The sequence below is a fragment of the Streptomyces sp. NPDC032721 genome, assembly GCF_055579625.1.
The window spans coordinates 69,651-81,836 of the sequence record NZ_JBVIMX010000019.1 but is presented as its reverse complement, the minus strand read 5'-3'; the positions used below and the strand labels follow the sequence as shown (position 1 = coordinate 81,836).

General features: G+C 71.5%; 12 protein-coding genes. 8 read left to right on the top strand and 4 right to left on the bottom strand.

All coding sequences use genetic code 11. The features are described from left to right. Window positions 1-65: 65 nt before the first annotated feature. Complete coding sequence (locus ACZ5PB_RS32900) at window positions 66-578, top strand: MarR family winged helix-turn-helix transcriptional regulator (protein WP_468696268.1); 513 nt, start codon at window positions 66-68, stop codon at window positions 576-578. A gap of 24 nt (window positions 579-602) precedes the next feature. Here ACZ5PB_RS32900 and ACZ5PB_RS32895 read toward each other — a convergent pair whose 3' ends face one another. The 3 genes from ACZ5PB_RS32895 to ACZ5PB_RS32885 form a co-directional block, all read right to left on the bottom strand. Further along, entirely contained in the window at window positions 603-1,517 is a 915-nt protein-coding gene (locus ACZ5PB_RS32895) for an aldo/keto reductase (protein WP_468696266.1), read from the bottom strand. Window positions 1,518-1,715: 198 nt separating this feature from the next. Beyond that, a complete protein-coding gene (locus ACZ5PB_RS32890; protein ID WP_468696264.1) occupies window positions 1,716-3,131 on the bottom strand; it encodes a HAMP domain-containing sensor histidine kinase in 1,416 nt (471 codons plus the stop codon). Window positions 3,132-3,159: 28 nt separating this feature from the next. Next, window positions 3,160-3,891, bottom strand: coding sequence for a response regulator transcription factor (locus ACZ5PB_RS32885; RefSeq protein WP_468696263.1), 732 nt, complete (start codon window positions 3,889-3,891; stop codon window positions 3,160-3,162). A gap of 64 nt (window positions 3,892-3,955) precedes the next feature. Here ACZ5PB_RS32885 and ACZ5PB_RS32880 point away from each other — a divergent pair, with 64 nt between their 5' ends. After that, on the top strand, window positions 3,956-5,113 hold the full coding sequence (locus ACZ5PB_RS32880) for a UDP-N-acetylglucosamine--N-acetylmuramyl-(pentapeptide) pyrophosphoryl-undecaprenol N-acetylglucosamine transferase (protein ID WP_468696261.1): 1,158 nt from the start codon (window positions 3,956-3,958) through the stop codon (window positions 5,111-5,113). Then, window positions 5,110-6,108, top strand: coding sequence for a GDP-mannose 4,6-dehydratase (locus ACZ5PB_RS32875; protein WP_468696259.1), 999 nt, complete (start codon window positions 5,110-5,112; stop codon window positions 6,106-6,108). Before ACZ5PB_RS32880 ends, ACZ5PB_RS32875 begins: the two co-directional genes overlap by 4 nt. 10 nt (window positions 6,109-6,118) lie before the next feature. Here the strand turns inward: ACZ5PB_RS32875 and ACZ5PB_RS32870 are convergent, their stop codons facing one another. Then, on the bottom strand, window positions 6,119-6,763 hold the full coding sequence (locus ACZ5PB_RS32870; RefSeq protein WP_468696258.1) for a TetR/AcrR family transcriptional regulator: 645 nt from the start codon (window positions 6,761-6,763) through the stop codon (window positions 6,119-6,121). Between the two features lie 283 nt (window positions 6,764-7,046). Here ACZ5PB_RS32870 and ACZ5PB_RS32865 point away from each other — a divergent pair, with 283 nt between their 5' ends. The 5 genes from ACZ5PB_RS32865 (at window position 7,047) to ACZ5PB_RS32845 (ending at window position 12,069) form a co-directional block, all read left to right on the top strand. Beyond that, complete coding sequence (locus ACZ5PB_RS32865; RefSeq protein WP_468696257.1) at window positions 7,047-8,009, top strand: co-chaperone YbbN; 963 nt, start codon at window positions 7,047-7,049, stop codon at window positions 8,007-8,009. A gap of 615 nt (window positions 8,010-8,624) precedes the next feature. Continuing rightward, window positions 8,625-9,257 (top strand): DUF6230 family protein, encoded by a 633-nt coding sequence (locus ACZ5PB_RS32860; protein ID WP_468696256.1) that lies wholly within the window; start codon window positions 8,625-8,627, stop codon window positions 9,255-9,257. A gap of 116 nt (window positions 9,258-9,373) precedes the next feature. Further along, on the top strand, window positions 9,374-9,874 hold the full coding sequence (locus ACZ5PB_RS32855) for a DUF6114 domain-containing protein (protein ID WP_468696254.1): 501 nt from the start codon (window positions 9,374-9,376) through the stop codon (window positions 9,872-9,874). Beyond that, complete coding sequence (locus ACZ5PB_RS32850; protein WP_468696252.1) at window positions 9,864-11,375, top strand: hypothetical protein; 1,512 nt, start codon at window positions 9,864-9,866, stop codon at window positions 11,373-11,375. The genes ACZ5PB_RS32855 and ACZ5PB_RS32850 overlap by 11 nt, the downstream gene beginning before the upstream one ends. 208 nt (window positions 11,376-11,583) lie before the next feature. Further along, on the top strand, window positions 11,584-12,069 hold the full coding sequence (locus ACZ5PB_RS32845) for a hypothetical protein (RefSeq protein WP_468696251.1): 486 nt from the start codon (window positions 11,584-11,586) through the stop codon (window positions 12,067-12,069). The last annotated feature ends 117 nt before the right edge of the window (window positions 12,070-12,186 follow it).

Here is a 12,186-nt window from a genome sequence, read left to right as displayed (position 1 = left end):
CCTGAATCCCCTTGTGGCGGCGGGCTGTTGACCTCAACCCTGGTTGAGGTCATAGCTTCGTCCCCATGACCACCACAGACACGACTCCCGCCACCCCCGCCGCCCCCACCGTCCAGGCCTCGGCCGACCCGCTGGCCGCCGACGCCGACCTCGCCTCCCAGCCCGTCGCCTACTGGACCGGGGTGGCGAGCGTCGCCGTGAAGAACCTGCTGCGCGACGAGATGGCGCGCCTCGACGTCACCCAGCCGCAGTGGTGGGTGCTGAACCGGGTCGAGGGGGCGTCCGGCACCCGTGCGGAGGTGGCCGCGGCGCTCGCGGACGTCGCCGAGAGTCCGTACGACATCCCCCGCGTCGTCGACCAGCTCCTGCACCGGGGCTGGATCGCCGCCGACGCGGGTACGCAACGGCTGTCGCTCACGGACGCGGGCCGTGCGGGCAAGGCGGAGATCAAGCAGCTGGTGAACGGGTTGCGGGCGCGGGTGCACGAGGGGGTCAGCGACGAGGAGTACGTCGCGGCGCTCAAGGTGCTGCGCCGGATGATCGCCAACGCGGCCCGTGCCGACTCCCCTTGGCAGTGAGGCCCCCAGGCACAGGCGCCCTGACTAGCCCAGCAGGGCCAGTTCCTCCGCGGTCAGGCGCAGTGAGGCGGCGGCCACGTTGGCGGCCAGGTGGGCCGGGTCGCCGGTGCCGGGGATGGCCAGTACGTGCGGGCCCTGTTGCAGGGTCCAGGCCAGCCGGACCTGGGCGGGCGAGACGTCGTGCGCCCGCGCGACCTCGGTGACCTTGGCGTCCTCGGCGCCCGTCGCACCGGTCTCCCGCCCGGCGCCCGCGATGGCGTAGAAGGGCACGAACGCGATGCCCTGTTCGCCGCAGGAGCGCAGCAGCGCGGTGTCCTCGGCGGAGGCGCCCAGGCCGTACAGGTTCTGGACGCAGACCACCGGGGCGATCGTCCTGGCCTCGGCGAGGTGGGCGGCGGTGACGTTGGAGAGGCCGAGGTGGCGGATGAGGCCCTCGGTACGGAGCTCGGCGAGCGCGCCGAAGTGCTCGGCGATCGAACCGGTGCTCCTGCTGCGCGGGATGCGGAGGTTCACCACGTCGAGGTGGTCGCGGCCCAGCTGGCGGAGGTTCTCCTCGACCTGGTCGCGGAGCTGGTGCGGCTCGGCGTACCACCAGTCGCCGGCCGGGGTGCGGGCCGGCCACACCTTCGTGGTGATGACCAGGTCGTCGGCGTACGGGGAGAAGGCGTCGCGGAGCAGTTCGCCCGCGGAGTGAGCCGAGGAGAAGTAGAAGGCGGCGGTGTCGAAGTGGTTCACGCCGAGCTCCACCGCGCGGTGGAGCAGGGCGAGGGCCTGGTCGCGGTCGCGCGGGGCGGAGCCGACGTCGAGTGCGGTGCCGTACTGGGGCAGGCGCATGGTGCCGTAGCCGAGCCGGTTGACGGTGAGGTCACCGCCGAGTGTCCAGGTTCCTGCCCCGGCTGCGGGCAGGGTCGCGGCAGGGGCGTTCGTGCTCTCCAGCAATGCGGGTCCTTCGGGTCGGGGTCGCGTGCACTGGGCTCCGGGTGGAGGCCGCAACGGAGTATCGGGGTACGGCGGGGCCGGGGAGAAGGCCTGTGGAGGCGGGCAAGAGTCACACCGGAAACGGGAATTCCCGGGTGCGGTACTGCTGTTGACGCTTGACAGAAGCGCCGACGGAAACGGGCGGCCGGGCCGTTCCGGTCAGCCGCCCGCCCCGCCCCCGAACCGCATACGGAACAACGCCCCGCCCCCCGGCGCCCGTTCCGCCGTGAGCTCCGCCCCGTGCGCGCGGGCGATCTGGCGGGCCATCGCCAGTCCGAGGCCCGAGCCCGGGAGTGCGCGGGCCGCCTCGGCCCGGTAGAAGCGGTCGAAGACGTACGGCAGGTCCTGCGGCGCGATACCGGGGCCGTGGTCCCGTACGGTCAGCTCCAGCCCGCCGCCCGACAGCAGCAGTTCGGTCTCCACCGGGGCTCCGGAAGGGCTGAACTTCGCCGCGTTGTCGAGCAGGTTCGTCAGGAGGCGGGTCAGCCTGGCGGGAACCCCGGGGAGGGTGACCGGGGCCGCGTCGGGGGCCACTTCCAGCGGGAAGGGCGTCGAGGGCCAGTGCGCCGCCGCCGCTGCCACCGCGTGCTCCACCAGGGCGGAGAGCCTGACCTCCTCCAGGAGTGGCTGCGGCTCCTCGTCCCTGGCCAGCTCGATCAGGTCGTTGACCAGACCGGTCACTTCGCGGAGCTGACGGGACAGCGCCCCCGACGCGCGGTCGCGCTGGGCGGGGGAGAGACGGTCGGCCCTGGCGAGGAGCTCGGCGTTGGTGCGCAGGGCGGTGAGCGGGGTGCGCAGCTCGTGGGAGGCGTCGGCGACCAGCCGGCGCTGGGCGGAGACGGACTGCTCCAGCTCGCCCAGCATGGTGTTGAAGCTGGCGGCCAGCCGGGTCACCTCGTCCTCGCGGCCCGGCGGACCGCTGGGCAGCTCGATGCGGTGCCGGGGATCGCGGGTGGCGGCGATGCGCTCGGCGGTCGCGGTCAGCCGGGCGACCGGGGCGAGACCGGTGCGCGACACCCAGTACCCGAGCGCGGCGGCCAGCAGTACCCCGGCCGCGCCCACCGCCGAGAGCAGCAGCGCGGCCTGCCGGATGCCCCGCTCCACCGAGTCGGCGCGCAGCGCGAGCTCCAGGGCGCGGCCCTTGCCGATCGGCGTGACCGCGAGCCGGGCCGGATGGCCCTCGTAGGTGAAGTTGGAGAAGTACGGGATGCGCCGCCCGTCCGCCACCTCGCGCACCGGCGCCGTCACGGGCAGCACGTACTCCTCGCGGGGGTCCTTCGCCGGATCCGCCGGTACGACCTGGGCACAGGCGGGCGCGGACAGATAGCGGCACTCACCCGCGAGCACACCGGTCTGCGGGTTGCGGTCGGCCTGGATGATGCGGGTCGCGGACTGGGTGAGGTTGAGGTCGAGCTGGTGGTACATCTCGTACCGGATCACGAAGTACGCGGCCGTGCACACGCCGATCGCGACCAGTGCGACAGCGGCGGACGTGGCCACCGCGAGCCGGGTGCGCAGCGGGCGGTGCCGCCGCCAGCGGGCCCCGAGGGCGCGTCTGCGCCGCCCGCCGCTCACGCGGAGTACCCCTGTGCGCGGCGCCCGGTCACGCTTCCTCCAGGCGGTAGCCCACGCCGTGGACCGTGTGGACGAGGCGGGGTTCGCCCGCGGCCTCCAGCTTGCGGCGCAGGTAACCCACGTACACCGCGAGGGAGTTGGAGTCAGGGCCGAAGTCGCGGCCCCAGACCAGTTCGAGGATGGTCTCGCGGGGGAGGACCTGGCCCGGGTGGCGCAGCAGGAGCTCCAGGAGGGCGGATTCCGTGCGGCTGAACTCCAGGGGGCGGCCCGCCCGGCTGCCGGTCCGGGTCAGCGGGTCCAGGGTGAGGTCGCCGTAGGAGAGGGAGTCCGGGGAGTCGGTGTCCGAGGCGGGGGCGGCGCGGCGCAGCAGGGCGCGCACCCGGGCCACCAGTTCGTCCAGGGCGAAGGGTTTGACCAGGTAGTCGTCCGCGCCCGCGTCGAGGCCGTCGACGCGTTCGCTCACCGAGTCCAGCGCCGTCAGGACCAGGACGGGGGTGCGGTCGTACAGGGCGCGCAGTCTGCGGCAGACCGCCAGGCCGTCCAGGACCGGCATCATCACGTCCAGGACCAGTGCGTCCGGCTGCCAGGCGGCCACCTCCGAGAGCGCCGCCAGGCCGTCCGCGACGCCCCGGACCTCGTACCCCTCGATCGTCAGGCCGTCCTCGACGGCGGCCCGCACCTCCGGTTCGTCGTCGACGACGAGGATCCTCGGCGCGGCGGGCACCTGAGGTGTCCGTGGGGCGTGCGGTGCGGTCGGCATGGGATGAATCCTGCCAAACACGGCTCTTAGAACCCTCTTAGGGATCCCGTCGAGTGTGGCGGCCATGCGCACACCACTCTCAGTCGTGATCGGAGCGGGCGGCACCGGGGGCCACATCTACCCGGGGCTCGCGCTCGCCGAAGCCCTGCGGCGGGCCGTGCCCGACGCCGTCGTCTCCTTCGTCGGGACCACCCGGGGCCTGGAGACGGACCTGATACCCGCCGCCGGATACCGGCTGCACACCGTCGACATGATCCCGTTCGACCCGTCGCTGGGCGCGAAGAGATTCCTGCTGCCCGCAGCCCTGCTGAAGTCGGGTGCGCAGGCCCGCGCGATCCTCAAGGCACAGGGCGCGCACGTCGCCGTCGGAATGGGCGGCTATCCGAGCGCGCCCGTCATCGTCGGCGCGAAGATGGCCGGGCTGCCCAGCCTCATCCACGAGTCGAACGCGGTCCCCGGCCGTGCCAACCAGTTCGCGGCCCGCCTCACCTCGAACATCGCCCTCGCCTTCGACCGCAGCCGGGCCCACCTCTCGGGCGGCCAGGACGCGATCACCGTCGGCATGCCGATCGCCGCCTCCCTCGCCCGCCTCGACCGGGACGGCCTGCGCGCCGAGGCCCGGCGTGCGCTGGGCGTGCCGGACGGTGCGCGCCTCGTGCTGTTCAACGGGGGCAGCCTGGGTGCCGTACGGCTGACCGAGGCGGCGATCGGGCTCGCGGAGCGGTGGCGCGACCGGCCGGACGTACACCTGCTGATCAAGACCGGTCCGGCCAAGCTGGAGGAGACGCGGGCGCGGATCGGGGCCAACCCCGTCGCCACGGTGGTGAAGTACCTCGACCGGATGGACCTGGCGTACGCCGCCGCCGACCTGGTCGTCTGCCGGGCCGGGTCCGCGACCGTCGCGGAGCTGGAGAGCGTCGGCGTACCCGCCGTGCTCGTGCCCTACCCGCACGCCCCCGGCGACCACCAGACCCACAACGCCCGGGTGCTCTCCGACGCGGGCGCCGCCCAGCTGCTGCCCGACGGCGAGACCACCGCCGACCGGCTCGCCGCCCTGGTGGAACCCCTCCTGGCCGACCCCGCACGGCTGCACGCGATGGGCCGGGCCGCCGGCCCCAGCACCCACGCCCACGCCGCCGACCTGCTCGCCGCACAGGTGCTGCGGCTCGCCGGACTTCCCGAACTCGCCTACGTACAGCACGCATTGGAGCACACAGCATGATCAACCGCATCGACTGGAACGGCCGCAAGGTCCTCGTCACGGGCGCCGAGGGTTTCATCGGCTCGACGCTGGTGGACCTGCTCGTGGAACAGGGCGCGCAGGTCCGTGCCTTCGTGCACTACAAGCCGTACGCCGAGAAGGGCTTCCTGAAGCACCACCTGAACAACCCGCAGGTGGAGATGTTCACCGGCGACGTGCGCGACGCGGGACGGGTGTCCGACGCCGTCGCCGGCATGGACACCGTCTTCCACCTCGCCGCCCTCATCGGCATCCCGTACAGCTACTCCTCGCCCGGCGCGTACGTCCAGACCAACGTCGTCGGTACGGAGAACATCGCCGAGGCCTGCCGCCGGCACTCCGTGCGCCGCCTCGTCCACACCTCCACCAGCGAGTGCTACGGGACCGCCCTGACCGCCCCGATCAGCGAGCAGCACCCGCTCCAGCCGCAGTCGCCGTACTCCGCGTCGAAGATCGGCGCCGACATGATGGCGCTCAGTTTCCACCACGCCTTCGAGCTGCCGGTGACGGTGGTGCGGCCCTTCAACACCTACGGCCCGCGCCAGTCCGCCCGCGCCGTCATCCCGACCATCCTGGCCCAGCTCCACTCCGGGGCGCGGCAGATCAAGCTCGGCTCGCTCACCCCGACCCGCGACTTCACCTACGTCACCGACACCGCGCGCGGCTTCCTCGCGATGGCGGACTGCGACCGGGCGCTCGGCGAGACCGTCAACCTGGGCACGGGGCGCGAGATCGCCATCGGCGAGCTGGCCACCGCGCTGATCGCCGCCTCCGGGCGGGACGCGGAGATCGTCGTCGACCCGGCGCGGCTGCGCCCCTCGGGCAGCGAGGTCGAGCGGCTGCTCTCCGACAACACCCGGGCGCGCGAATGGGCGGGCTGGGAGCCGCAGATGTCCCTGGAGGACGGGCTGAAGCGGACCAGCGAGTGGGTCGCGGAGAACGTGCACCTCTTCGCCCCGGACCGCTACCAGGTCTGAGGCCTCTCCGTTACGGCCTCGGCGGGATTCCGCCCAGGCCGCTCACCAGCAGCAGCGTGAAGCTCTGCGCCCACGCCTCGTCCACCGGTTCCGCACTCACCAGCGCCCGGTGGACGACGGCACCGGCGATCACGTCGAAGATCAGGTCCGCGTTGCGGGCGGCCTGTGCGGGGGACTCCTCGTACGGCAGCTCCCCGCGGGCCTGCGCGCGTTCCCGGCCCAGCAGCACCAGGCGCTTCTGCCGGTCCACGATCGCCGAGCGGATCCGCTCCCGCAGCGCCACGTCCCGGGTGGACTCCGCGACCACCGCCATCAGCGCCGTCTTGGTCTCCGGCCGCTCCAGGAGCGCCGCGAACTGCAGGACCACGCCCTGCACGTCCTGAAGCAGGCTGCCCCGGTCCGGGAGTTCGAGCTCGTCGAAGAGGACCGCGACCGCGTCGACGACCAGCTCGTTCTTGTTCGCCCAGCGCCGGTAGAGCGTCGTCTTGGCCACCCCGGCCCGCTGTGCCACGTCCCCCATCGTCAGCTTCGACCAGCCCAGATCCACCAGCGCGTCCCGGGTCGCCGCCAGGATCGCGGCGTCGGCGGTGAGGCTGCGGGGGCGGCCGGTGCGGGGTTGGTGGGGAGTGGCGGGGGTGGACATGCCGGAGACCATACCGGCGAGTAGGTCCGGTTCCGCACGCCCCTCGCAAGAGGCCGGGAATGATCGTGAGGGAGATCACCGTGCACGCGCGGAGGCCTTCGAGTTACGCTACGACCTGTAGCGAAAGCCCGTCCGGAACCACGGCCGGGCCGAGCGACAACCACTGGCGCCAGGTGGGGACCCGGCGCCCCTCATCAATACCGTGCGAAGCCGTCCGGCGGGAGTAGTACGGCAGCAGTACCGCAGTACAGTCACGGCTTTTCTGAACCGGCCGCCGAGGGGGGAGGATGTACGCATGCAGCCTAGGAACATGTCCATGAGCGGCGTCGTAGACCTCGCCGCGGTGAAAGCGGCCAACGAGGCCAAGCAGAAAGCGGAAGCAGCGCGCGCCGAAGCCGCCCGGCAGGGCGGCACCGCAGCCGTACCCGCCTCGAACCTCGTGTTCGACGTCGACGAGGCCGGCTTCGAGACCACCGCCCTCCAGCTGGCCTCCGAGGTGCCGGTCGTCGTGGCCTTCTGGTCGCGGCGCTCCGAGCAGAGCGAGCAGCTCGTCAGGACGATGGAGAGCCTCGCGCAGGAGTACCGGGGACGCTTCGTCCTCGGCCGGGTCGAGGCCGAGACGGCCCCGTCGCTGGCGCAGCAGTTCCAGATCCAGGGCATCCCGGCCGTCTTCGCCGTCGTCGCGGGCCAGGCCCTGCCGCTCTTCCAGGGCGTCGCCCCCGAGCAGCAGATCCGCGAGACCCTCGACCAGCTGATCCAGGTCGGCGAGGAGCGCTTCGGGCTGACCGGGGTGCAGGTCGCCGAGGGGGACGCGCCCGCCGAGACCGCGGCACCGGTCGGCCCGTACGACGCGCTGCTCGACGCGGCGATGGACGCGCTGAACGCCGATGACTTCGCCGGCGCCGTCCAGGCGTACAAGAACGTCCTCGTGGACGACCCGGCGAACCCGGACGCGAGGACCGGTCTCGTACAGGCCGAACTCCTCGCCAAGGTCACCAAGTTGGACCCGCAGCAGACCCGCAAGGACGCGGCCGAGAAGCCGGCCGACCCGGCCGCGCAGATCGCCGCCGCCGAGCTGGACCTCGCGGGCGGCCATGTCGAGGACGCCTTCTCCCGGCTCGTCGACACGGTGCGCGTCACCTTCGGGGACGACCGCGACAAGGTCAGGCTCCGGCTCCTGGAGTTCTTCGAGGTCGTCGGCGCCGACGACCCCCGGGTGAGCGCGGCCCGTACGGCGCTCGCGCGGGTGCTCTTCTGAGGGCCGCCGGGGCATTCCGCATCTGAGTTCCACCCCGCCCCACCTCGCGATGATTTGGCGACAGAGTGACAAAACGCGGCCGCGCTTTACCAAAACTTGGTAATCGCGGCCGCTGTTACTCGCAGTAAAGCGAACTCGCCCTTCTGTCCGCCTTCTTGCGGCAATCACCCGCTTTTCCGCGTTACCCCGCGCAGCCGTCCGCGACCCTGCGAGACCGGGCAGCGGTCCTTCGGTTATCCCCCCGTTACTAGCGAGTAACGAACCCCCTTGTGCCGAGCCCGTGAATGCACCACGATCGGCCACGCTCGGTCCTTTACCCACACCTGACAAGCCGGTCGGGCTGCGGGCACCAGGGTCCCCACCGGGCGGGCCGGCAGCAGTGGTGCCGGCTCTGGACAGGGGGGTCTCCGCTTTCATCGGCGGGGCCTGTCCAGCAGGTTGCGCGAACGCGTGGCCAGTGGTTGTCGCTCGGGGGTGATCGCCGGTGATTCGGACATGGCTCGCGCCTGACGATCCGACGCGGGCGCTCGTACTCCGAGGACGTAGCACTTCTCCCATCCCAGGACGGGCCTTTGCCCGCATCCGGAGATGTACGTCCGAGAAGGAGGAAAGTACATGAGCTCAGCAGTACGCGGTGGAACCAGATGGCGTCGCTTCGCGGTCGTGATGGTGCCGAGCGTGGCCGCGACCGCGGCGATAGGCGTGGCCATGGCCCAGGGTGCGCTGGCGGCTTCGTTCAGCGTCTCCGGCCAGGACTTCAAGGTCACGGCCGACAGGCTGGACGGCACCGGCTTCGTGCAGTACGGCAGCATCGCCGAGGGCACCGACCTGAAGGGGAACCCGGCCGCTCACCCGGTCGCGGTCTCCGGCTTCAAGACCGCCGACATCACGAACATGTGCCAGTCGGTCGTCACGCCGGACGTCCCGATCTTCGGCAGCGTCAGCCTGATGCTGAAGGCCGGTACGGGCGCCACCCCGGTGCACGCCGAGAACATCTACCTCGACGTCGCAGACCTCGACGCCGACGCGGAGTTCACGAACATCGACATCGGTGTCGCGGCGGGCAAGGCGACCAAGGGCCCCGGCATCCAGAAGGGCACGAAGGCCAACCCCTTCGGCTTCGCCCAGCAGGCCGACAAGGCCGTGCTGACCAAGGTGAAGCAGCGCGCCTGGGCGACCTCGGCGGGCACCTTCAAGCTCAGCGGTCTGAGCCTGCGCCTGCACAAGGGCGTCAAGGAGTGCTACTAAGCACTCCCTCGCGGGCGGGGCACTCCAGCGGGTCCTAGCAAGGTCCCGGCGGCGTCCCGCCCGCACTCCCTCCCTCTTCTTCTGCACAGCAACACCGGTTCCAGGGAGCTGTTTTCATGAGCGCCGAGACCTCGGTTCCGAGCCAGAGCCGCGATTTCCACTACTGGCGGCTGCGCTTTCGCGCATGGCGAGGCGTCCGGCCGTTCTGGGCGGGACTCTTCACCATCATCGGTGGCGTCCCGATCATGTATTTCCCGTACAACGACCTCAAGATGGGCGCGCTCACGCTCACCATGGCGACCACGGCGGGTGCCGGATCGCTGATCATCGGGGTCCTGCTGATCACGCTGGGCCTCACGATGTGGTTCCACTCCATCGTGCGGATCTTCGCCGGGGTGGCGGCGATCCTGCTGGCGCTGGTGTCCATTCCGGTGTCGAACATCGGCGGATTCCTGGTCGGCTTCCTGTTCGCGCTGCTGGGCGGTGCGATGTCCATCGCCTGGGCGCCGGCGAAGACGACGAACCTCTCGAAGAGCGAGGGGCCGGGGACCGGCCCGGACACGAACACGACCGACACAACTGTCGACGCCGATGGCGGGAGGAACAGTGCGGGGTGACGAGGCCCAGGAATCCGTGGGTGGGGGAGAGGAGGCGCGCGGTAGAAGCGGGCCGCGCCACGCGGCCCCCAGGAAGTCGCTGCTGACCAAGCTCCACATGCCGGCGGGCAAGGCCCTGGCCCTCGCGGCGATGCCGACGGCGGTGTTCGTCGGGATGAGCCTCACGCCGAAGCTGGCGATGGCCGCCGACGAACCGTCGAACCCGTTCGCCCCCGGCCCCTGCGTGACCGCGCCGGACGCGGTCGACGAGGACGGCGACGGCAAGCCGGACAAGGACGAGGCGGACAAGGACGAGGCCAAGGACAAGGCGGACCAGGACAAGGCCAAGGACGACGCCGGCAAGGCGAAGGACGAGGCCGAGGACGACGCCGCCGACGGTACGAAGCCGGACGCGACCCCGTCCCCGGGTGCCACCGAGCCCTCCGGTGAGGCCGGTACGCCGGACAAGGCGGACGGCGCCGGCCCGGCGGCCGAGAAGCCCGCCGGGAACCCGGCCCCCGCCCCGACGCCCACCCCCTCCGAGACGGAGAGCAGGAACCCGCTCGACCCGCTGGGTGTCGGACCCAAGATCAAGGACTTCTTCGAGGGCCTCGGCGGCAAGAAGGAGGAGGCCCCGGCGACCCCGGCGCCGACCACTTCGGCCCCGGCCCCGAAGGAGACGCCGAAGGCGGACGCCCCGGCCGACAAGCCCGCCGATCCGGCGAAGGCACCCGCGGCCGACAAGGCCGACGGCGCCAAGGCCGGTGACGCCAAGGACGACGCGAAGGCCGACGACGCCGAGGCGGCCGCCAAGGCCGACAAGGCCGCCAAGGCCGACAAGGCCGCCAAGGACAAGCTTGACAAGGCGGCCGAAGAGGCCGAGGAGAAGGCCGAGAAGGCAGCGGCCAAGACCGAGCAGCAGATCCGCGAGGCCGCCGAGAAGCTGGGCATCAAGGTCGCGGACCTCGACCAGGACGGCGACGGCAAGCCCGACCTCGTACCGAACGCCGACGGCACGATCCCCTTCCCCTGTCCCACCGCCGACCCCAAGGCACTCGCGGACGCCAAGCTGGAGCCGGGCATCCCGGACCTGCCGGACGACCCGTGGACCCTGGAAACGTCGATGCTCACCCTGCGCGGCCTCAACTACGAGGGCATCGTGGAGGTGCGCACCGCGGGCGGGAAGATCAAGAAGGTCCTGAAGTTCACCGCCAAGGAAACGGACATCAAGGACCTGCACCAGACCACCGTCGGACCCAACGGCACCACCGGTCACGTCCAGGCGAGCAAGGGGTCCACCTCGACGCTCCGTCAGGGCACGGTCACCATGTACACGGAGGAGCTGAAGGGGAACCTCTTCGGCCTCATCCCGGTGACCTTCAGCCCTCAGACCCCGCCGCCGCTTAACGTTCCCATCGCCATGTTCACCAAGGCGAAGGTGACCCAGGCGGGCCAGTTCGGCGGCACGCTGACCGTCCCCGGACTGCACAACTACTTCACCGGGGCGGGTACTGGTCAGTAGCACGTACGCGGGTTCACGCGGACGTACGAGGGCCCGGCCGGACGATCACCGTCAGGCCGGGCCCTCGGTCTGTCGCCGCATTGCCCGTGCAACGGGGCCCGGCGGCGGTTTCTGAAGCTCCGTCAGAGGGGTTGACCTGTGACATGGCCATGCCTATTTTCTCGTTACCGCCGGTAATGGACCGGCGCGAACGCGGAGGTAATCCCCAATGCCCCGTCTCAACACCCCCCACAAGGCCGTCGGCGTGCTCGTGGGCGCGCTGACCGTGGCCGCACTCGCGACCGGCCCGGCCAGCGCCGCCCAGGGCAAGGTCGACGGCACCATCGGAGCGGGCGACAAGTCCTGCAGCTGGACCAACGGCGTCACCAGCAACACCGCGCCCAACGCCCTCACGGTGGACCGCAACACCATCAACACCCCCGGCGGCAACCTGAGTTGCTCCGGAATCAGCGCGAAGCTCAACAACAACCCCGCGCTGACCTTCAACGACGCGGCGGGCACCGCCACCGCCGACGCCCTGGACGTCTCGGTCACGGTCATCGGCGTCACCTGCCGCTACAAGGCCGTGAACCTGACCGCACAGCGCAGCGGCACCACCCGCAACTACTCGGCGACCGCCACCGCGGCACTGATGTCGGGCGGCTTCCTCTGTCCGGCCAGCCAGACGGTCACCGCCACCTTGGCCTTCCGCTGACGGAAACGGAAAACGGAAAACGGTGAGCCGAGCGCTCGCGCAAAGGGGCGGGGGGGGGGGGGGGGGGGGGGGGGGGGGGGGGGCTCCGGTCTGTGGTCCCCCCCCCCTCGCTCCGTG

Excerpts from the sequence above, each read along its gene's own strand:
- ACZ5PB_RS32845 (WP_468696251.1), top strand. The coding sequence starts at position 11,584 with ATGCCCCGTCTCAACACCCCCCACAAGGCCGTCGGCGTGCTCGTGGGC.
- ACZ5PB_RS32900 (WP_468696268.1), top strand. The coding sequence starts at position 66 with ATGACCACCACAGACACGACTCCCGCCACCCCCGCCGCCCCCACCGTC.
- ACZ5PB_RS32885 (WP_468696263.1), bottom strand. The coding sequence starts at position 3,891 with ATGCCGACCGCACCGCACGCCCCACGGACACCTCAGGTGCCCGCCGCG.
- ACZ5PB_RS32860 (WP_468696256.1), top strand. The coding sequence starts at position 8,625 with ATGAGCTCAGCAGTACGCGGTGGAACCAGATGGCGTCGCTTCGCGGTC.
- ACZ5PB_RS32865 (WP_468696257.1), top strand. The coding sequence starts at position 7,047 with ATGCAGCCTAGGAACATGTCCATGAGCGGCGTCGTAGACCTCGCCGCG.
- ACZ5PB_RS32855 (WP_468696254.1), top strand. The coding sequence starts at position 9,374 with ATGAGCGCCGAGACCTCGGTTCCGAGCCAGAGCCGCGATTTCCACTAC.
- ACZ5PB_RS32880 (WP_468696261.1), top strand. The coding sequence starts at position 3,956 with ATGCGCACACCACTCTCAGTCGTGATCGGAGCGGGCGGCACCGGGGGC.
- ACZ5PB_RS32870 (WP_468696258.1), bottom strand. The coding sequence starts at position 6,763 with ATGGTCTCCGGCATGTCCACCCCCGCCACTCCCCACCAACCCCGCACC.
- ACZ5PB_RS32875 (WP_468696259.1), top strand. The coding sequence starts at position 5,110 with ATGATCAACCGCATCGACTGGAACGGCCGCAAGGTCCTCGTCACGGGC.